This window comes from Candidatus Goldiibacteriota bacterium HGW-Goldbacteria-1, from assembly GCA_002839855.1.
GTDB lineage: Bacteria > Oederibacteriota > PGYV01 > PGYV01 > PGYV01 > PGYV01.
In genome coordinates this window covers 1-20,699 of the sequence record PGYV01000009.1, presented here as the reverse complement: position 1 = coordinate 20,699, position 20,699 = coordinate 1, and the positions used below count along the sequence as shown (strand labels likewise).

Sequence of the window (20,699 nt, the reverse complement as noted above, 5' to 3'; positions counted from 1 at the left end):
ATAACATATTCAAATTAACAAAAATACCCTATAAAAATAATTAAAATAACCTGTATATTTTTGTTGACACAAATGTATACATTGTGTATACTTGTGCCATGAAGAAACATACACTTAGTTCAAAGGAAACAGAGTTGATTAAGGCTGTAAGAAACACCCTGATGAAGGGGCACAGCCCAAGCGTGAGAGAGCTTATGGAGGAGCTTGGTTATAAGTCGCCGCGGTCAACCGCGGAGCTTATTAAAAAACTCGCGGCAAAGGGCTATGTAAGAAGAAACGCGGAAGGCGGCCTGCAGATCATTGAAAACTTTTCCGGTGATGAAAGCAGGGTCCAGACCGTTGAAGTGCCGCTTGTGGGGCAGGTGGCGTGCGGTTCGCCCATTCTGGCGGAAGAGAACATAGAACAGATGATACCGGTGTCCACGCGCATTGCGTCGCCGCCATACAGGTATTACATGCTGCGCGCAAAGGGCGATTCCATGAACCTTGCCGGAATCAACGACGGGGACGCTGTGCTTGTAAGGCAGCAGGGCACTGCCCGCAACAAAGAAATTGTGGTGGCGCTTATTGACGACGAAGCCACAATAAAGGAATTCAACAAAAGCGGGGATATGGTCCTTTTAAAACCAAAATCAAGCAACCTTAAACACAAACCGATAATACTGACAAATGATTTCATGATACAGGGAATTGTTGTCACAACCATACCGGGACTATAACAGGAGGATGAAAATATGTCGCCATTTATTGTAAGTGCTGTAAGTGAAGTGGACGCGTTTAGGGTAATGTACGGGTGGAAAATGGGAAGCAGAAGCGGCGCTTTTATAAGGCTTGCCAATTATCACGGGCCAAGAAAGGGCAATCCGGGTTATGAAAAAGCCGTAAAGATGTTAACCGCGCTTGTGCTTGGAAAAAGAATACATGTTGGAAAGGTTGTAAAGGTGAAGGGAAAAGACCTTGTGGCGGAAATATTCGTGAACGGCAGAAACTTAAACGAGTATCTGAATTAATATAATAGGAAAGCGGCAGAATTATCCGGCAAGAAGGAAACAAAGGGCGCAGTACAAAAAAACATAGAGGAAAACAAAGGGAGGCAACAGAAATGAGCGAAGAGAGCAAAAGGGAAGAAAGTAAAAGTGAAAAGAAAAAAGCGTTAAGCCTTGCAATAGCGCAGATTGAAAAGGAATTCGGCAAGGGGTCCATTATGAAACTGGGACAGACACAGACAGGAAAGATAGAATCAATACCTACCGGGGCTTTATCTTTAGATTTAGCGCTTGGTGGAGGCGGTATACCCAAGGGAAGAATAATTGAAGTATTCGGGCCGGAATCTTCCGGTAAATCCACACTTGCGCTTAACATCGTGGCGCAGGCGCAGAAACTTGGCGGCGTGGCCGCTTATGTGGACGCGGAAAACGCCATGGACGCGGAATACGCGGCTAAAGTGGGCGTTGATGTGGGCGAACTTCTTATCTCCCAGCCGGATACCGGGGAACAGGGGCTTGAAATTGTTGAAAAACTTGTAAGAAGCGGCGCTGTTGACATAATTGTAGTGGACTCTGTGGCAGCCCTTGTACCTAAAGCCGAAATTGAAGGCGATATGGGCGACAGCCATATGGGGCTTCAGGCACGCCTTATGTCACAGGCAATGAGAAAATTGACGGGCATAATAAATAAATCAAAGTGTATCGTCATTTTCATTAACCAGATAAGGGAAAAAATAGGCGTTATGTTTGGCAATCCGGAAACCACACCGGGCGGACGCGCGCTTAAGTTTTACTCATCCATCAGAATAGATATTAGAAGGGTGGAAACAATAAAGAAGGGCGAAGAAATGGTGGGCAACAGGGTAAAAGCAAAAATTGTAAAAAACAAAGTCGCGCCCCCTTTCAGGGAAGCCTTCTTTGACATCATCTTTGGCAAGGGAATTTTAAGGGAGCCTGCCACGCTGGAAGCTGCTGTAGATTTTGGAGTGGTGGAAAAAAGCGGAAGCTGGTACATATACAAAGGTGAAAAAATCGGGCAGGGCAAAGAAAATTCAGTTAATTATCTGACGGCACATCCGGAAATTACCACAACTATAGAAGAAGAAACAAAAGAAAAGTTCTTTGCAAAAGCGGCAGGCCAGGCGCCGGAGCCGGTTGAAGAAGAGGAAGAAGATGATTTAGAAGACTTGGAAGGCACTGAAGAAGTAAAAGCGGAAGAAACTGAAAAACCTAAAAAAGGGGCAAAAAAGAAATAGGTTTTAAATTTATGGGACAGGGAGTCCCGAAAAAAGAGGGGTAGAGCTATGGAAAAAGAACAGTTCAGCAAAGAAATGTGTGAAAGGACTTTGAAATTTGGGGCAGACGCGGCAACAGCGTGCGCGAAACTTCCGGACAAGACAGAGGCAGACATTCTGGGAGAAATGATTGTCAGATGCGCGTCTTTGGCCGGCGCAAGTTACAGGGCGGCGTGTAAAAGCAGTTCCGGAAAAGATTTTCTTTCAAGATTAGAAGAAACAGAAAGGCTTTCAAACGAGGCAAAGCATCTTATGGAAGTCCTGCAGCTTGCCGGGCTTGAAAAGGAAGGTTTGTTTAATGAACTGGTAAAAGAAGCTGGTGCAATTTCCCAGATCTGCGGTTCTGCAATAAAGTCCACGCGGGAAAAATTCACCGCTTATAAAGATAAAAACAAAAAGGAAAACTTAAAGGCGGCTGTATAATAATGTTACCCCATTAGCATATATCACGGTTTAAGGCAAAAACCATAAACCGTTTATTGACGCCCTTTGTTTTCCGGCCGGCGCGGGCCCTGTGAGGCCCCGCCGGCCATTTTGTTTTTATAGGGTATAAAACTGAATATATAAGTTTTGTATATGCATTATGCAACCCTTTCTGCTAAAATGACGTCAAATGTAAGGAGGTAATACAATGAAAAAATTCTTAAAGGTTGTGTTAATAATTACAGGAATAATAGTCTTATTGCTTGGCGCTGCCACGGCAGCTGTCTACATTATGTTTCCGCCGGAAAAGATAAAACAGATTGTAATAAAAGAAGCATCTGAAGCTACGGGACGTGAAATAGGGCTTGGAGAACTTAAATTTAATATTTTTAAAGGTATAGAGATAAGTAATGTTTATATAAAAGAGGGCGGAGCCGCTAATAAGGAAAACTTTCTTAAATCCGAAAGTGTTGTATTCAAGTATAATCTTTTAGCCCTGCTAAAAAAAGATCTTATTATCAACAGAATAGAACTTGTTTCACCCTACGCCAAAATAATTAAAAAGCCGGACGGTAAGTTTAACTTTTCTGATATGTTAAACAGCGAAAAGAAAGCGGCAAAAAAGAAAAACCTGAAGAAAGATAAAAAATCAGATAAACCCTTATTTAATAACATAATAGTTACAGGGGTGGCGGTAAAAAAAGGAAATTTTATATATTCCGATGTTTCAAAAGTTAAAGCGGTAAACGTGCAGTTAAAAGATTTTAATTTTTCAACAGGCAATCTGCTGTTAAGCGCCGCGGTTCCGGTGGATATTAAATCTGATTTTACCGCTGTTTATGGTTCTTATAACATACCGGTGGATTTAAAATCACAGGTAAGGCTTGACCTTAAATCAAAAGACGCGGATATTGCCGTGGGAAAACTTGTAATTGCGGGAACGGTAAGTGAAGGGAATATAAAGCTTGCCAATTTTAAAGATGTAACAGGTAAAATTACAACTACTGCTGATATCCCCGGTATAATAAAGATACTGCCCGAAGCAACTGTTTCCAAGTTGAAAGATGTCACTCTTTCCGGAGTTGTAAAAAATAATATAAAATTTTCTATTATGAACGGTAAATTTACATTTTCGGATTCAGCCGCTATTGAAAAGGCGGAAGTGTTGTATCTTGGAAAAAAAGCGGTGGAAAACTTTAACGGCATGGCAGAAATAACATCTGCATATAATTTAAAATCAGACATGGACTTTAAACTTGCCGGTAACAATGTAAACGTAAAGATAAACGGGACCAATGTTACAAGCTTGGATAACGGAGTTTTTAATATTGATATATACTCGCCCAAACTTGCCGTGGAATACCTGCTGGCATTGATACCAAAAAAAGAAAAGTCAGCTGTAAAAAAAGAGTTAGTAAATACAAAAACAGCTGCTGCTAAAACAAAAAAAGCCATAAAGGCACCCGGTGCTTATCTGAATATTAAAGCCGATGCAATTTCCTTTAAAGAAATAGAAATTGGAAAGACAATAGCAAATGTAAGGCTTGTTAATAATAAATTTTATATGGAAGCTTCAGCTGCCGCTTACAGTGGAAACATAAACAGCAGCGCGGTTTCTGACATTAATAAAGAGACATACTCATTTGACTTTATAACTTCTAAAGTACAGATGACCCGCCTTATAGATGACGTGATAGCGGTGCTTCCAAGAAAAGACCCTGCAAAGAAAACGTTTATTGACGATTTAAAAGGAAAAGTTCAGGGCAAAGCCGCCATTAATGCAAAATTTTCAGGCGTGACATTTAAAGATGTTTTACATACTGTAAAAGGAAGCGGTCTTTTTAATGTGTCAAACGGCCTTGTGGGGCCGCTGGAAATGGGAAAAGATATTGCTAAAAAAACGGGGATAACAGATTTTGGAAATGCGATAGAATTTGACACTATGGGCGGCAGTTTTAATATGGCTTCCGGTAAAATTGACATAAAAAACTTCCGCCTTGATAAAGGCGCTGACGGAAAAGCAGGCGATATAAAAGTGAAAGGCGCGGGATGGATAACCGTGGACAGGGCTCTTGATTTTAAAGCAGAAACTGATATTAGCCCAAAACTTGCAAAACAGTTTGAAGCAAATATTGCCGCGAATTTTGGAATAAAAGATGCGGGATACGCTTATGATAAAGAAGGCTGGATGCCTTTTGATTTCCGTGTATATAACACGACAGCGCAGAAGAAGTACGACTATTCACAGTCAAGGATGATGGATAATATAAAAAGGAACCTTGCTAAAAAGCTCGAAGAAGAAGGCAAAAAGTACATGGAAAAAGAGGGTGGAAAATTAATAAAACAACTTTTTGGAAAATAGCGTCCGCGGCAGCACTGCTTGGTTTAATCGGGTTATCTGCGGGATGCGCTACGGTGAAGCCGGAAGATAAGGCGCAGTTACAGCAGGATAAAGGCGTAATTACGCAGAACATAAATGGTTCAAATATTATAACGCTTGTGGGCGATATAATGCCGGGAAGAAAACTTTCCCCTTTGATAGATGTTAATGGAATTGGGTACCCATATGAAAAAGTTAAAGAACTGTTTAAAAAATCATCAGTTGTGTTTGGGAACCTGGAAGCCCCTTTAGTAAATAAAGAAAGCCTTTTAAATTTAAAAAAGCAGGGAAAGGATAAGTCTGTTCATCTTTATGGTTTTGAAAGGGATGCCCGGGCACTGGCAGACGCTGGAATCAATATAGTATCACTTGCTAATAATCATATTTTGGATTACGGGCAGTATGGGCTTACACAGACTGTGCAGGCGCTTGAAAAAACGGGTATTGACCACTGCGGAATAAGAAAAAATAACCTTTGGAAACCAAATGTTCCGTGCGTGAAGTATGTCAATGGAGCAAAGGTCTCATTTTTATGTTATTCAAACGTATCCCATGAAACCTTTTTCGCGGGCAAAGACAGATACGGTACAATACCCGCGCTTATGGATGAAATACAAAAAGACATAAAGGCCCACAGAAAAGAGAGTGATATTTTAATTGTTTATCTTCACTGGGGGAGGGAATATGAAGAGGTAAAAAATTATCAGAAAAAATTCGCAAGAAAATTAATTGATTCCGGAGTTGATTTTGTTTTTGGTTCTCATACGCACCTGTTTCAGGACGTTGAAAAATACAACGGTAAATATATATTTTATGGCCTTGGGAATTTTGTATTTGACCTTGAACGTGAAGACACACACAAAAGCGGCATAATAAATCTTGAAATAGAAAATAAAGTAATAAAAAAAGTTAAGTTTATACCGGTAAAACTTGTAAATTATAGGCCTGAAATAATGCAGGACTCCGCAGAGATAAAGGCGTTTATTGACGCGTTAAAGTTTGAAGGTATTGATTTAAAAGAACTTGGTTTATAAAGTAGAGACGCAATATATTGCGTCTAAGGTTTTGTTTTTAAATCTGTGAGATAAAATGTATCTAATTGTAAACACTCCTATATTACATATAAACCGTGTAAGCTAAAGGTGGGTATAAAAACGAGACGCAATATATTGCGTCTCTACATTAAGAACTTAAAGTACTTTGGCAAAACCATTCAAGCCCTGCAGGGCCATAAAATAAAAAAAGCGTACACAAGGTACGCTTTTTTTATTTTAAATGGTGGGCCCTGTAGGACTTGAACCTACGACCAATAGATTATGAGTCTACTGCTCTAACCAACTGAGCTAAGGGCCCACTTTTTGTTAATTTCAAAGTGTTTTATATTATATTTTTTTAAGGTATAATGTCAAGGGAATAATAAAGAAGTATGCAGGGAGGTTGTTATGGGTAAAGGCATTATTAAACTGTTTCTGCTGCAGGTATTCATTTTAATTTCAGTATCGGGGGGATTTGCCATGGAAAACAATATGACGGCAGAGCAGATAATAAAAAATATGACATGGTTTCACCACGACTCATTTATGCTGAAACTTGATAAAAAAATCATTTATATAGACCCTTTTAAACTTGATGCCGGGATACCGGCAGATTATATCCTGATTACCCACGAACATCATGACCACTGTTCGCCTGAGGATATAAAAAAAATCACGTCAAAAAACACAGTAGTAGTATGTACGGAAAAATGCGCTGATAAACTTAAAGGCTATAATCTTAAAATAGTAAAACCCGGGGATTCTATCATGCTTGGCAATATAAAAGTGGAAGCGGTTGCGGCATATAATAATAAAAAACCATTTCATCCAAAAAAAGACGGCAAAGTGGGGTATATCCTGAATTATGAAGGAACAAGAACATACCATATGGGCGACACTGACCTGATAGACGAAATGAAGAGTTTGGGTAAAATATCAGTGGCGCTTGTGCCTGTATCCGGCACTTATGTAATGACACCAAAAGAAGCGGCAGAAGCTGTGGATTTGATAAAGCCTGAAATCGCGGTTCCAATGCATTACGGGCTTATTGTGGGAAATAAAAATGACGGGGAAGAATTTAAAAAACTTATTAAAAATAAAAATATAAAGGTATTTATACCTGAAGAAAAGAAGGTAAAAAATGCTGAATAAACAGCAGCAGGATGAAATCTTAAAACTTGCCAGAAATACGATAGAGCAATATATAACAAAAAGTATTATTCCGCGGTTTAATTCCACTGACCCGGAGTTTAATCAGACCGGCGGCGCTTTTGTCACTATTCATAATAATGGGCAGCTTAGGGGCTGTATTGGAACAATAGAAAGCAATGAACCAATACATAAAACAGTTGAAGAAATGGCAATAGAGTCTGCAACACAGGATCCAAGGTTTGAACCTGTAAATGAAGAGGAGCTTAAAGATATTGATGTGGAAGTATCCATACTGTCACCCAAGCGAAGGGTGTCCGGTATTGATGAAATTGAACTTGGCAGGCACGGCGTAATAGTTAAAAAAGGTTTTGCGGCAGGCGTATTTCTTCCTCAGGTGGCTGATGAAACCGGGTGGAGTAAAAAAGAATTTATGGAACACCTTTGTGAAGGAAAAGCCGGATTGTCAAAGGACGCGTATCTTGACCCTAAAACCGAAATATATGTCTTTGAAGCGCAGGTTTTTGGGGAAAAAGAGAATCGCTGAACAACAAACCGTTATTTAAAACGGCAGCATATGCGGAAATTGATTTTAGTGTTAAAGACAATCCTAACGGGCTAAAAAAACCTATTTTAGGAGGGCGGCATGTGCAGATTTTTAGAAGAAGAAATTGATTATTCGGAAGCGGCTAATGAACAGGGATGGGTGGAAAAAAACCGCAGGGTATGCGCTTTAAAAAGAGAAAACTGCAATAAAGGCGGGGATCAGACAGATATCTGCTGCGGGTTTGCCGAAACAAATAGTTTTGCTAAATGCGGCAATTACAGGGCACAGTAAAACAAGCCGACAAATTTAATTAAAAAAAGCTGTTGATTTCTGAAGTCAATACTGTATAATTTAACCAGATGGTTAAACTAATCAGTTAAATTAAACAGGCGGCTGTAATGGAAATAAAACAGGCAAATCAAATCAACATCAAAGACGCGGTAAAATTAAGCGCTGAAGTCTTTAATTCATCTTTTCTTAATACATCCATAATGAAAGAAGAACAGTTCTCATATAAAAACATAAGGTTGTTATATGAAGGTAAAAAACTTGTCAGCATGGCGTGCGTTCTGCCAAGGGAAATATATATAGACGGTATAAAGGTAAAAGCGGCAGGTATAGCCGGAGTGGCAACCGCGCCGGATGAAAGGGGAAAAGGGTACGCTGCCGTAATAACACGAGACGCACTGGAATTTATTAAAAAAGAAGGGTATCCGCTTACATACCTTAATCCTTACAAAACCTCCTATTATAAGCAGTTTGGGTTTTCACCGGTTATGTTTCCGTTTAAAGTTATGGATTTGGATGACAAACTAAAAATACAATACGGGTACGCTGTAAAAAAAGCGGATCCGTTGAAAAAAAATAATATCAGAACAATGGCACAAATACATGAAAAATTCTGCGCGGATAAAACAGGCCCGGTGGTAAGGCCGCTTAATACATGGGTACTGGGGTGTAAATACATTCACAAAGAAGGATTGTCGGAAGGAGTCGGGATATCTCCGGCTTATATAGCATATAAAAATAAAAAAGCATGCGGTTATCTTTTAATGGGCCCTGTAAATCATATTGAAAAAAATACGCTAAAAATATCCGAGCTGTGTTATTTACCGGGGCATGAAGAAGCCGCAAAAGCACTTGCGGCAAAGGCATTTGAATATGTAAAACAAAAAGGTTTAAATAAAATATATTATGACAATGGCAAAGGGATAGAAATAGAAGGTTCCAGAAAACCTGTAAAAAAAGAGATTGATTTATATATCACTCCCAAATATATCAGAATGTACAGAATCGGCAATTTTGAAGGATTAAAAAAAGTAATTGTTCCTCTCATATTAAAGCGGTTTAAAAAAGCCGGGATAAACGGTACATTTGATATGAAAAGGACAGAAAAAGGCCCGCGGGGAAAGATAACGTTTTACTACAATCAAAAAATAATAGCGCAAGTTAACGAAGGCATATTTATGAAAATGGTGCTTGGAATAAAATATAAGGCCGGAAGTAACAGTAAAATATTAAAGGCGGCATTCCCTTTGCTTAAACCTTTATATATGGACTTTGATTTCCTATGAAAAAATCTGCTGAAATAAAAATTTTTGTTCCGGAGTGGAATTTTTACTTTATTTTCGCCGGAAAGAATACGGAGGTTAAAAGTGTCAAAAAAACAGGATCCGGAAAAAGAGTTAAAGGCAAAAGAAAGAATACTTAAAGCCGCGTCTGATGAATTTGTTGAATACGGGTTTTACGGCGCAAGGACGCAGAGGATAGCAGACAGGGCAAAAGTGAATAAAGCGCTGCTTCATTACTATTATTCATCAAAAGAAAACATATATGAGCAGGTTTTAAGGACGGTTTTTGGCATATTGATAGAAAGGATAAACGCGATTGATTTTGAAAATGGCGGGAAGACAGAGAAAGTTATGGAAGAAATACTTAATGTTTATGAAAGGATGTTTGATGAATACAGAAGCCATCTTAAACTGATGGTATATGAAGTGATAAGCGGTGCAAAACATATGCCAAAGATAATAATTGAAAATTTCAGCAAAATACCCTTTAATCCGGTAAACGGAAAACTGTATAAGTATCTTAGTAAAGAGATGAAAGAAGGCAGAATGAAAAAAGTAAATATCTATCAGTTTTTAATCAGTTTTATTGTTCAGCTTGCACCCGTGTATATGGTTAAACCTATGGCGGAAGATATTGCGGGCAAAATTGGATTTAACAGGTTAATAGTAGGCAAATTCGTAAAAGACAGAAAAAAATATATTATGGATAATTTTAAAAGCTCAATGCTGCCGGAAGATAAAAGGAGGAAACAGTAAATGAAAAAAAATACTGCGCTTCTAATTGTTGTACTTTCCATATTTGCAATTGCGGGCTGTTCAAAACAAAATACGGCCATATCAGGTTCCGGGACTGTTGAAATAAAAGAGGTGGATGTGGCGCCTAAAATTTCAGCAAGGGTGATAAAAAAATTAAAGGATGCGGGGGAAACCGTAAAAGCCGGTGAAACTGTTGCCGTCCTTGAAAGTGTAATAGTACAGGCGCAGCAGCAGGGGGCGTATTCTTCCTATAATACCGCAAAAGCCGCCTATGACAGGGCTAAAGAGCTGTATTCTTCCGCTTCAATTTCAAAGCAGCAGGTTGAAGCATCGGAAGCGCAGTATAACCAGGCAAGGTCAGCTTACATTACAGCGGATGAAATGTTAAAAGAAGCGCAGGTTAAGGCGCCGTGGGATGGTTTAATAATGGAAGTACATGTGGAAGAGGGCGAACTTGTATCTCCAAACACTCCGGTTTTCACTCTGGGTGATATGAATACCGCGAAGGTTACAATTTACATCCCGCTTATTGATATGAGCAGGGTAAAACTGGGCAGTACGGCTTCTGTAAAAATAGACGCGTATAAGGATAAAGTGTTTAAGGGAAGTGTTTCCCGTATATCACAGGACGCGGAATTTACGCCAAAAAATGTCCAGACAAAAGATGAAAGGGTAAAACAGGTATTTGCCGTTGAAATAACCGTCAAAAATGATGAAGGCATGTTAAAGCCCGGAATACCGGCTGATGTGGTTATTAACTTATAAAGTATAAGCCACAGCCCATAAATACTAAAATTAAAGGAAAGATGAGAACGGATAAATAAAGGAGCAAAATGGGAAGCATAGTATCTGTAAATAATTTAAAAAAGAGTTTTGGAAAAGTGGAAGCGGTGTCCGGATGTTCTTTTGAAATAAATTCCGGAGAAATTTTTGGGCTTATAGGCCCGGATGGCGCCGGCAAAACCACCACTCTAAGGATGCTTGCGGGTATTATGCACCAGGATTCAGGGGAATGCACTGTGCTGGGATATCGCCTTCCAAAAGAGGCGGAAGGCGCCAAAGAGCATATGGGATACATGCCGCAAAAATTCTCTTTATATACCGATCTGACCGTTCAGGAAAATATGGAATTTTTTGCCGATATTTTCAGCATAGACAGGATGACGCTTGCTAAAAGGCTGGAGCCGTTGTTAAAAATGACCAGGCTGGAACCTTTCAAGGACAGGCTTGCCGGAAATTTATCCGGGGGAATGAAACAAAAACTTGCTTTGATGTGCACGCTTATTCACAGGCCAAAGCTGCTAATACTTGACGAACCCACCACGGGAGTTGACCCCGTGTCGCGCAGGGAGTTCTGGGAAATACTTCAGGAAATTAGAACTGAAGGGGTAACTTTGATTGTAAGCACTCCTTACATGGACGAGGCCGAGTGGTGTTCCAGGGTGGGCCTTATGTACGCGGGAAAATTTCTGATGTCCGGAAGCCCGGTAGAACTGAAAAAAAGCATTAAAAGTTCGGTTTACGAAGTGACAGGTAACAGTGAAAAAATAAAGGAGTCCGCAAAAGGGCTTGCTTCACTTGAAGACTTACGGCCGCTGGGAGCCCATTACAGGATTGTGATAAGTGATGAATCTGATATGGAAATTTTCAGGCAGAGAATTGGCGCTGACGCGCAAATAAGAAAAGCAGCCGTGACTATTGAGGATGTATTCATAGAAAAAATAACTTAAGGGGAAATAATTTGAATTTTGCGGTAGAAGCACAAAATCTTACAAAAATTTTCGGCAGTTTTACCGCCGTTAATGATATTTCTTTTAAAGTAAAAAAGGGTGAAGTATACGGTTTTTTGGGTGCAAATGGCGCGGGAAAAACCACCACTATACGTATCCTGTGCGGGCTGCTTGAACCCACAAAAGGCGACGCCATTGTGGCGGGTTACAGCGTAAAAAAAGACCCGGAAGAGATAAAGAAAAAACTTGGATATATGTCGCAGAAATTTGCCCTTTATACAAACCTTACCGCCGCTGAAAACATTGAGTTTTACGGCGGTATTTACGGAATGAAAGATGATGACATAAAAGTCCGCAGCAAAGAGGTTATGCACCAGCTGGGGCTTGATGAAACAGCGGACAGGCTTGTGTCCGGTATTGCAGGCGGGATAAGGCAGAGAATAGCCCTTGCCTGCGCTATAGCGCACAGGCCTGAAATTGTATTTCTTGACGAGCCAACCGCGGGAGTGGACCCCATACTGCGCAGAAAGTTCTGGGAAATAATAGATAATATTTCAAAACAGGGTACCACCGTATTTGTGACCACCCATTACATGGACGAGGTGGAAAACTGCGGCAGAATATCCCTTATGGACGGCGGAAAGATTATTGCCGAAGGAAATATACGGGAGCTTAAAAATCACGCGTTTAAACTGCCGGTATATGAAATGGAAACAGAGGATGTAAGCAAAGCATACAAACTTCTGGCCGGTGATGCAGAAATTGGAGAAGTCTCAATGCACGGTGCCATGCTGCATGTTATTTCCGGGATTTTAATGGAAACCCTGCAGGATAAAATAAGCGGGCTTCTTAACAAAGCCGGAATTATTCATGGCAGGCTGAGTATTTCACAACCCACTATGGAAGATGTGTTTGTAAAGCTGGTAAGAAAATAATGGAAGGTGAAAAGTGAAAGGGCAGGGCAGGCTTGACATAAAAAGGGTAATTCCCGTCATGCGAAAGGAATTTTTGCAGATAAAACGGGATCCGCGCTCGCTTGGAATAGCGCTTTTAGCACCCGTGGTGCTGCTTATCCTTTATGGTTACGCGGTTACTTTTGACATAAAGAACATAAACATATCGGTGGTTGATTATGACAACACCGCTTACAGCAGGCAGTACGTGTCAAAATTTGAAGCATCGGGATATTTTACCCTGTATGAACCCGCGTATAATGACATGAAAAAAAGCGTGGAGGCTTTAAGGGTAAATAAAGTAAGGGCAATACTTTCAGTGCCAAAAGGTTTTTCTTCGGATTTAAAAAGCAATAGAAAAACCTCTGTGCAGCTTATTTGCGACGGGTCAGAACCAAATACGTCCACAGTGGCTATAGGTTATGTCTCTGCCATTACGATTATATATTCGCGCGGCATAATACTTGAAAAGGTAAAGATGCGCGGTGTAAACCCAAAAAATATTCCGGCTGTTATGGCAGAACCAAGGGTCTGGTATAACCCGCAGATGAAAAGCGTAAATTTTATCGTGCCGGGTTTAATTGCAATTCTTATGATGCTTATCGCGGGTACGCTTACATCGCTTACTGTTGTCAGGGAAAAAGAGCGCGGTACATTTGAGCAGCTGATATCCACACCGGTAAAACCGCTTGAACTGATGGCGGGGAAACTTTTTCCGTATGTGATAATAGGATTTGTGGATGTGATAATAGTGGCGGTTGTGGGGATGCTGTGGTTTAAAGTGCCGTTCAGGGGGGATTTGATAGCTTTCCTCTTAATGTCGGTAATGTTTATATTTACCGCTATGGGAATGGGAATGCTTATTTCCAGTGTGGCGCCCAATCAGACAGTTGCCGTTATAGGCACTGTAATGGCGACAATGCTGCCTTCCATACTGCTGTCGGGGTTTGTTTTTCCGGTGGCTTCAATGCCGAAAATAATACAGGTAATAAGTTATGTTGTGCCGGCCAAATATTTTCTAACCGCTTTAAGGTCGCTGTTTTTAAAACCCGGGGTGGGGTTTAATGTCCTGTATCCGGAAGCGCTGCTGCTGCTTGTGTTTGGATTATTTTTTGTGGCTGCATCCGCGAAAAGATTCAGAAAATACATGTGAGGCCGAAATAACAATGAAACATCCCATATTTTACATGATAAAAAAAGAGATGACAGAAATTAAAAGGACCGGCATGATAAAAATGCTTATTGTGGCGCCTATAATACAGATGATTATTTTTGGATACGTGGCAACGACCGATATTAAGCATGTGTCCACGGCAATATGTATTGAAAAACCGTCGGCGCAGGCGCGCGGCCTTGCGGATAAATTTATAAACAGCGAATATTTTAACGTAAAATACGTCATAAATAATCCTGAAGAAATTGATGAAATACTCGGCAAAAGCAAAGCGTTAATAGCCATAAGGATACCGGGGGATTTTGACACTTTGATAAAAAAAGGCAGGCCGGTAAAAGTGCAGGTAATAATTGACGGCAGCGACAGCAATGCATCGCTTATTTCCATGAACAGGGCGTCATCAATAATTCAGGGTTTCTCCGCGGATGTATTCGCGGAAAAAATGGAAATAATGAAGCCGCTTATCGGCAACCTGCCTGAAATAAAGCTTGAAGAGCGGGTCTGGTACAATCCGGAGCTTAAAAGCGCGCAGACAATGGTCCCGGGGGTAATGGGGATGATTCTTATGATTATAACCATTATCATAACAGCTGTATCAATAGTGCGGGAGAAAGAGAACGGTAATATAGAGCAGCTTGTGGTAACGCCCATAAAACCAATGGAAATTATTACAGGAAAAACAGTACCCTATATAATATTTGCGCTGATAGATATTGTGCTTATAACAGTGCTGTGCCTTTTACTTTTCAGAATAAGCCTTGAAGGCAGTTTTATCCTCCTGTTGACGCTTTCCATGTTTATGATATTTGCCAATCTGGGGCTTGGCATCCTTATTTCCACGGTTTCTTCCACACAGCAGCAGGCTATGCTGACATCCATGTTCTTTATTGTTCCAAACATACTGCTTTCAGGGTTCATCTTTCCCATAAACAACATGCCTGCCGCGCTGCAGTTTATTGCTTACGGCCTTCCGCTGACGCATTACAATGTAATACTTAAAGGAATTTTTTTAAAAGACCTTGGATTTATGGAACTTTTGCCGCAAACACTTGCGCTTATTGCGTTTGGCGGCATAATTTTTGCCATTGCCATAAAGCAGTTTAAAAAAACAGTAAGCTGATAAACCGGCAGCCTTTTTCACTTTTATTACGTCCAATCTGCGTGAAACCCTTTACATTTTGAATTGATTACCTTATAATTTTTAAAATTATTTAAAGAGGTAATGATGAAAAAATTGTTAATAATAACAGTGCTTATGGTGTTTGCAGCCATTCCGGCATACGCCAAAAATTATTTTAAAGAAGGCAATAAAAACTACTTAAACGGGCAGTATGATAAAGCCGTGTCTGACTATAATGAATTTATAAAAAAACACCCAAAGTATTATGAAGGGTATTATAATGCCGGAAACTCCCTTTTTAGAATGGAACAGTACGAAGACGCCCTGTCTATGTATAAAAAAGCGGAAGAATTAAAACCTAAGGATGAAGATATAAAGTACAATATAAAAGTGACACAAGAGAAGATAAAAGAACAGCCTCAAAAGAAACAGGACAATAAGGATAACAAGCAGGATAAGCAGAAAGAAAATAATGATAAAGGGCAGGGCGATAAACAGGAACAACAGAAAAATCAGGACAAGCAGCAGCCTGATAAAAATAAAGCCGGTGATGAGAAGCAGTCCGAAGACGGCGCCGGCAAATCAGAAGAGCAGCAGGCAAAAGAACAACAGGAAGCAAGAAAGCAGAAGCTTGGCGGGATGAGTGAAGATGAAGCGCAGGCAATGCTTAATATGATGCAGAAACAGGAAAAACAGCTTCAGCAGTATTTTAACAGGCAGGGAAAAGAGCAGCAGAAGCAAAATAATACACGGCAGCTTAATCCCTTTGATATGATGCGTATGTCCCCTGAAGAGATAATGCAGTATATGCAGCGGCAGATGAATGAACCGCAGCAGGGGCAAAAAGACCCGAATTCAAATGAGAAGGACTGGTAAGAAGGCGGAAGGTTAGATGGTTAGAGGCTTGGATGCTTGGCAAGTACAAAAAAACAAGATTGCTCAGCAGTTTGGACGTTTTAGTAGATGCGAGTCTTTAGCCCGCGGCAGTTGATTTGGGTTTTTACCAAGCATCCAAGCGTCCAAGCATCTAAGCAGATACGGGATAACAGTTTATTGGATAAATCAGCATTAAAAAGGATGTTTACAATATATGATTGAAAAATATTTTACAGAAGATGTGCCTTCGGTAATACCGGACTTTGAAGAGAGGCCTGAACAGATAGCAATGGCCAAAGCGGTGCATAAGGCCATATCGCGCGGGGAAAATCTTTTAATAGAAGCAGGCACAGGCGTGGGTAAAACGCTTGGCTACCTTATACCGGCCGCGGAACACGCCATAAAAAATGATACCAGGGTGATAATCACCACTTATTCAAGGACGCTGCAGTCGCAGATTATCAAAAAAGACCTTCCTGTGGTGCAGAAGATATTTCCGGAATTAAAATTTGAAGCCGCGTATGGAATGTCCAATTATATGTGCCGCAGGCGCGCTTTCGCGCTGCAGGATAAGAGTACGCTGTTTCAGGACGCGGGAGGTTCCGGCAATATTATTGATTTTCTAAATAACGCGCAGGGGTTGAAAGAAAACAGCCCTTTTCACATACCCGAAGAAGTATGGTCGTCCATTAACAGGGATAAAAACCAGTGCGCGGAAGAATCATGCGAGCATTTTCGCAAGTGCCATTACTGGACAATGAGAAGGCGTTTAAGCAAGTGCCACATTGTTGTGGTAAATCACCACCTGTTTTTCAGCGATATAGTTTTCGGCGCGAAGATACTGCCGGAAGCGTCATGTGTGGTTTTTGATGAAGCGCACAAGCTTGAAGAGGTGATGAGGGAGATGATAAGCAGGTGCTTTTCCTCATTTGGTTTTGCATCGCTGCTTGCGGAAGCCGCGGATTTTGTTTATGGGGCGGGAAAAAGCAGAAAAAAAGATAAAAATTCCAGTACGGCAGCTGTTAAAAAATCCGTGGATGAATTCATACGCCTGCTGTTATCAGAAAGGGAACTGCAGCTTGACAGAAAAAATACCGCGCTTATAGACAGGCAGGTTTCTTCATTTATTGACCTGCAAAAAGAACTTGCAGACCTTATGTATATATTGAAGGGAAAAGCCGCCGAGGCAGACACTTCTGACGAGCGCAAATACGCTGAATATTTATTCGGCTCGCTGGAAGGTTCCGCCATTACCGTTAAGGACTGGCTGAACAGGAACAATCCAAAATACTTTTACTGGCTGGAACAGGAACCTGACAGCAATGTGAACCTATGGATAACCCCTTACAGGCTTGATGAGGATTTTGAAGAAAAGATAGCTTCGTCTTATGAAAGTGTAATTATGACTTCTGCCACGCTTGCCGCGGGGGAGGATTTTTCATACATCACAAAACAATTCGGCGTGCATTCCGCGAATCAGGGGGTTTTAAAATCCCCGTTTGATTATAAAAAACAGAGTATCCTGTACCTTGAAAAAGAACTGCCGCTGCCTTCTGAAAAAGAGTTTGCACCCGCTTTGACAGGCAGGCTTCAGGAAGTGATAGAGATTACAGGCGGCGCCACTCTGATACTTTTTACCAGTATTGACCTTATGAAAAAATCGTATGAAGCGTTAAAGCCTAAATTTAGGGGTATAAAATTTCTTATGCAGGGGCAGTTTAACGCCGTGAAACTTATTGAAAAGTTCAGGGAAGGGCCCGCTGTTTTATTTGCTACAAGTTCTTTCTGGCAGGGAGTGGACATAAAAGGCGACGCTTTAAAATGCGTGGTTATAACTAAACTTCCGTTTGAAGTGCCGGAACACCCGCTTCAGAAAGCCATATACAGGCACGTGAAAGAGCAGGGCGGGAATGATTTCGCGGACATTGCGCTGCCAAGGGCTGTCTTTATGTTAAAGCAGGGATTTGGCAGGTTAATAAGGGGCAAGGAAGACCGCGGCGCGGTTATAATACTTGATACACGTATCACAAAAAAAACCTACGGTAAAAGTTTCATTAAATCCCTTCCGGATGCGGATATTACAAGCAACATGGATAATGTTATAAACTTTTTTAATAAATAAAGGCGGAAGGCAGAATAATAATTCCGCCTCCCGCCTTTAATATATTGATTTAGATGCTGATGGCTTTTACATTTACTCCTTTAATTTTCTTAAGTTTTGTTGTCATTATAGCGGCGTCTTTGGGGTTAATGATTTCCAGTATTAAAAGCCCGGTATTGCTGCAGGTGGTGGCGGTTGCGTCGTGAATTCCAAGCCTTGTTTTAATGCTGCAGCCGTGTTCGGTAAGCACTTTCTGTACAGGCACCGCGTCGTCCAGCCTTTTTGTGATTGAAACAATAATAAGTTCTTTTTTCATCCCGTCCTCCTAAGGTTTATTTATCTAATTATATATCGTAAAGGCAAAAAAGCAAACAGCAGTTTATGAAAAAAATATTTTAAAGGCGGTATTTATTTTTGTGTGAAATTTGATTATTTGCATTTTATGAAGTATAATTAATATGCAAGAGAAAGGAAATAGAACGGGATAGAGAAAAGAAACAGAAACAGCACCGGAACCGGAAAGTGCAAAGCAACAGAAAGTGCACCGGAACTGGAAAGAGCTCCAGACAGGGAGTGCCGGAAGCAGCATCAGCAGTACCGGCAGGCGGTTTTGGAAACAGTCACGGGCAAAAGGGTTCGCAGCCCTACATGAAAAAGAAGCCCCTCCGACAGTTGCCAAAACCGCCGTTCTTTTTTTATATCTCATAAAAAATCCCTGAATTTTATTTAATATTTCAATGTTTATGTATATAATTATGCAGGTAAGCAGAAATATTTTTATAAACAAAAAAGGGGATATATGAAAAAATACGGTATTGCTCCTTATACTGTTGCGGTTATTCATGGCGGCCCGGGGGCAGCGGGTGAGATGGCGCCTGTGTCAGAAGAGTTGTCTGAATTGACCGGAGTTTTAGAGCCGTATCAGAAACAGGATACAATAAAAGGGCAGGTTAATGAGCTTAAAGATTGTATTGAAAAGTACGCGGATATTCCTGTTGTACTTATCGGTTATTCCTGGGGGGCCTGGCTTTCCGTTATATTCGCCGCCGCGTATCCTTCACATGTAAAAAAGCTTATCCTTATATCAAGCGGGCCGTTTGAAGAAGAATATGCCCTGCAGATAGAAAAGACCCGCATGGAAAGGCTTGAGCCAAAAGAAAAAGAAGAACTTGAAAAGTTAAGCGCGCATATGCAAAGCCCGGCTGCTTTTAAAAGGTTTGGTGAAATATTTGGCAGGGCGGACAGTTATGACCCGATAGACAGCAAAGATGAAGTAAAATTAAACGCAGAAATATTCAATAAAGTCTGGAAAGAAGCGGCAGAATTAAGAAAAAGCGGCGGGCTGATTAATTTTTTAAGGGAAGTACAGTGCCCTGTAACGGCAATTCACGGTGATTATGACCCGCATCCGGCGGATGGGGTGAAGATACCGCTTGAACAGGCGGTTAAAAATTCAAAATTTATCCTTATTGAAAACTGCGGACACACGCCATGGCTGGAAAAAGGGGCGTCTGAAAAGTTTTACAAAATCCTGAGCGCGGAAATTCAGCAGATTTGACCCGGTACTTGACAAAGGAGTATTATGAGAATATAATTCAAATTAACACATCAAAAATTCACGCTAAAAATTCTACTGTTATTCTTGTGAATAACAGAAATTTATTCCAAAGAAGGAGAAATAGAAATGAAAAAAGGACTTGGTTTTTTTATGGTAATGTTTTTCATGACATTCGCAGCTGCAGCAATTGCGGATGAAGCAACAGACATTGCAAAGGATGAAGCAGTAGTGGAAGAAGTGGTTTATGAAGCTCTCCCGGTACAGCAGCAGGAAGCGGCAATTGCGGAAGCAACTGGTAAAATGACAGAAGCAGGAAAAGTGGCAGCCGGAAAGAAACTTGAAAAAAAGTACGCAAAGATGAATGACAAGAAGAAAGCCGCAGAACAGGCAAAAGTTGAAAAAAAGTTTAATGGATTGACAGAAGAACAGAAAGAAGCGGTTAAGGCAAAAGCGGCTGAAAAGATGAATGCCCTTCCGGAAGCGGAAAAAGCGCAGATAAAGGCAAAGGCGCAGGAAAAAATAAACGGCCTTACGCCTGAAAAAAGGGCTGAACTTGTTGCAAAAGCAGAAAAACGCTGGACAAATATGAGCGAAGAAAAAAGGGCTGAAAAGCTTGCAAAGGCAAAAGAAAGATGGAACGGCATGTCCAAAGAAGAAAAGAAGATGATGAAGGAAAATAAATCCAAAGAAGAAAAGATGAAAAAAGAAATGAAGGGTAAAACAGAAGAAATTAAGGGCGCGGTTGAAGACGCAGCCAAGAAAGTAAAGGAAGAAAAAGGCAAAGGAAAAAAGTAATAATCAGACAGCAATAGAAAAAGGCGCCTTTAACCGGGCGCCTTTTTTATTTTACTTCTGGTCTTACCGGGGTTGGGGGAATGAAGTGGCAGGCGCGCCTTTTAATACCGAGCCTATAATAAAATTGCTCGGTATTATGCGCGGCAGTTGATTTTTTATTTACTTCTTTCCATCCGGCCATCTGTGTATCCGTCCCTGGGTTTCACAGGGGTTAGGTATATTTTTTCAGTACGCGCCGCAAATTGGTGTTC

General features: G+C 40.7%; 22 protein-coding genes and 1 tRNA gene. 20 read left to right on the top strand and 3 right to left on the bottom strand.

What is annotated here, in order from left to right; translation table 11 throughout:
• Positions 1-98: 98 nt before the first annotated feature.
• From lexA to CVV21_10275, 6 genes are all read left to right on the top strand, one after another.
• Positions 99-719: a repressor LexA gene (gene lexA, locus CVV21_10300; GenBank protein ID PKL90926.1), complete on the top strand. Its 621-nt coding sequence runs from the start codon at positions 99-101 to the stop codon at positions 717-719.
• A gap of 15 nt (positions 720-734) precedes the next feature.
• Positions 735-1,010, top strand: a complete 276-nt coding sequence (locus CVV21_10295) for a hypothetical protein (GenBank protein ID PKL90925.1) — start codon at positions 735-737, stop codon at positions 1,008-1,010.
• A gap of 92 nt (positions 1,011-1,102) precedes the next feature.
• On the top strand, positions 1,103-2,242 hold the full coding sequence (gene recA / locus CVV21_10290) for a recombinase RecA (GenBank protein ID PKL90924.1): 1,140 nt from the start codon (positions 1,103-1,105) through the stop codon (positions 2,240-2,242).
• 48 nt (positions 2,243-2,290) lie between these two features.
• Entirely contained in the window at positions 2,291-2,704 is a 414-nt protein-coding gene (locus tag CVV21_10285; GenBank protein PKL90923.1) for a hypothetical protein, read from the top strand.
• A 208-nt stretch (positions 2,705-2,912) separates the two neighbouring features.
• Complete coding sequence (locus tag CVV21_10280) at positions 2,913-5,066, top strand: hypothetical protein (GenBank protein ID PKL90922.1); 2,154 nt, start codon at positions 2,913-2,915, stop codon at positions 5,064-5,066.
• A gap of 53 nt (positions 5,067-5,119) precedes the next feature.
• Positions 5,120-6,118, top strand: coding sequence for a hypothetical protein (locus tag CVV21_10275; GenBank protein PKL90921.1), 999 nt, complete (start codon positions 5,120-5,122; stop codon positions 6,116-6,118).
• A gap of 242 nt (positions 6,119-6,360) precedes the next feature.
• Here CVV21_10275 and CVV21_10270 read toward each other — a convergent pair.
• Positions 6,361-6,437, bottom strand: a tRNA-Met gene (locus tag CVV21_10270).
• A 188-nt stretch (positions 6,438-6,625) separates the two neighbouring features.
• Here CVV21_10270 and CVV21_10265 point away from each other — a divergent pair.
• The 12 genes from CVV21_10265 (at position 6,626) to CVV21_10210 (ending at position 18,116) form a co-directional block, all read left to right on the top strand.
• The gene (locus tag CVV21_10265; GenBank protein PKL90982.1) at positions 6,626-7,270 is read left to right on the top strand and encodes a Zn-dependent hydrolase; all 645 of its coding nucleotides are present in this window, start codon (positions 6,626-6,628) and stop codon (positions 7,268-7,270) included.
• The gene (locus CVV21_10260; GenBank protein ID PKL90920.1) at positions 7,260-7,814 is read left to right on the top strand and encodes an AMMECR1 domain-containing protein; all 555 of its coding nucleotides are present in this window, start codon (positions 7,260-7,262) and stop codon (positions 7,812-7,814) included. Before CVV21_10265 ends, CVV21_10260 begins: the two co-directional genes overlap by 11 nt.
• Before the next feature lie 99 nt (positions 7,815-7,913).
• Positions 7,914-8,105: a hypothetical protein gene (locus CVV21_10255; protein ID PKL90919.1), complete on the top strand. Its 192-nt coding sequence runs from the start codon at positions 7,914-7,916 to the stop codon at positions 8,103-8,105.
• Positions 8,106-8,212: 107 nt separating this feature from the next.
• Positions 8,213-9,388, top strand: a complete 1,176-nt coding sequence (locus CVV21_10250; protein ID PKL90918.1) for a hypothetical protein — start codon at positions 8,213-8,215, stop codon at positions 9,386-9,388.
• A 24-nt stretch (positions 9,389-9,412) separates the two neighbouring features.
• Positions 9,413-10,141: a hypothetical protein gene (locus CVV21_10245; protein PKL90917.1), complete on the top strand. Its 729-nt coding sequence runs from the start codon at positions 9,413-9,415 to the stop codon at positions 10,139-10,141.
• Positions 10,142-10,906 (top strand): hypothetical protein, encoded by a 765-nt coding sequence (locus CVV21_10240; GenBank protein PKL90916.1) that lies wholly within the window; start codon positions 10,142-10,144, stop codon positions 10,904-10,906. It abuts the gene before it with no gap.
• A 68-nt stretch (positions 10,907-10,974) separates the two neighbouring features.
• Positions 10,975-11,871 (top strand): ABC transporter ATP-binding protein, encoded by an 897-nt coding sequence (locus CVV21_10235; GenBank protein PKL90915.1) that lies wholly within the window; start codon positions 10,975-10,977, stop codon positions 11,869-11,871.
• The gene (locus CVV21_10230; protein ID PKL90914.1) at positions 11,850-12,806 is read left to right on the top strand and encodes a multidrug ABC transporter ATP-binding protein; all 957 of its coding nucleotides are present in this window, start codon (positions 11,850-11,852) and stop codon (positions 12,804-12,806) included. The genes CVV21_10235 and CVV21_10230 overlap by 22 nt, the downstream gene beginning before the upstream one ends.
• Before the next feature lie 13 nt (positions 12,807-12,819).
• Positions 12,820-13,977, top strand: a complete 1,158-nt coding sequence (locus tag CVV21_10225; GenBank protein PKL90913.1) for a hypothetical protein — start codon at positions 12,820-12,822, stop codon at positions 13,975-13,977.
• Positions 13,889-15,118 (top strand): ABC transporter permease, encoded by a 1,230-nt coding sequence (locus CVV21_10220; protein PKL90912.1) that lies wholly within the window; start codon positions 13,889-13,891, stop codon positions 15,116-15,118. Before CVV21_10225 ends, CVV21_10220 begins: the two co-directional genes overlap by 89 nt.
• Positions 15,119-15,223: 105 nt before the next feature.
• Positions 15,224-15,994, top strand: coding sequence for a hypothetical protein (locus CVV21_10215; protein ID PKL90911.1), 771 nt, complete (start codon positions 15,224-15,226; stop codon positions 15,992-15,994).
• A gap of 214 nt (positions 15,995-16,208) precedes the next feature.
• Entirely contained in the window at positions 16,209-18,116 is a 1,908-nt protein-coding gene (locus CVV21_10210; GenBank protein PKL90910.1) for a hypothetical protein, read from the top strand.
• A 49-nt stretch (positions 18,117-18,165) separates the two neighbouring features.
• On the opposite strand, the gene CVV21_10205 is transcribed toward CVV21_10210, so the two are convergent.
• A complete protein-coding gene (locus tag CVV21_10205; protein PKL90909.1) occupies positions 18,166-18,411 on the bottom strand; it encodes a hypothetical protein in 246 nt (81 codons plus the stop codon).
• A 63-nt stretch (positions 18,412-18,474) separates the two neighbouring features.
• Positions 18,475-18,882 carry a hypothetical protein gene (locus CVV21_10200; protein PKL90908.1) on the bottom strand — a complete coding sequence of 136 codons (408 nt, stop codon included), beginning with the start codon at positions 18,880-18,882 and terminating at the stop codon, positions 18,475-18,477.
• A gap of 12 nt (positions 18,883-18,894) precedes the next feature.
• On the opposite strand from CVV21_10200, the gene CVV21_10195 reads away from it, so the two are divergent.
• Together CVV21_10195 and CVV21_10190 are read left to right on the top strand one after the other, a co-directional pair.
• Positions 18,895-19,653 (top strand): alpha/beta hydrolase, encoded by a 759-nt coding sequence (locus CVV21_10195; protein ID PKL90907.1) that lies wholly within the window; start codon positions 18,895-18,897, stop codon positions 19,651-19,653.
• 126 nt (positions 19,654-19,779) lie between these two features.
• Positions 19,780-20,448 carry a hypothetical protein gene (locus CVV21_10190; protein PKL90906.1) on the top strand — a complete coding sequence of 223 codons (669 nt, stop codon included), beginning with the start codon at positions 19,780-19,782 and terminating at the stop codon, positions 20,446-20,448.
• Positions 20,449-20,699 lie beyond the last annotated feature (251 nt).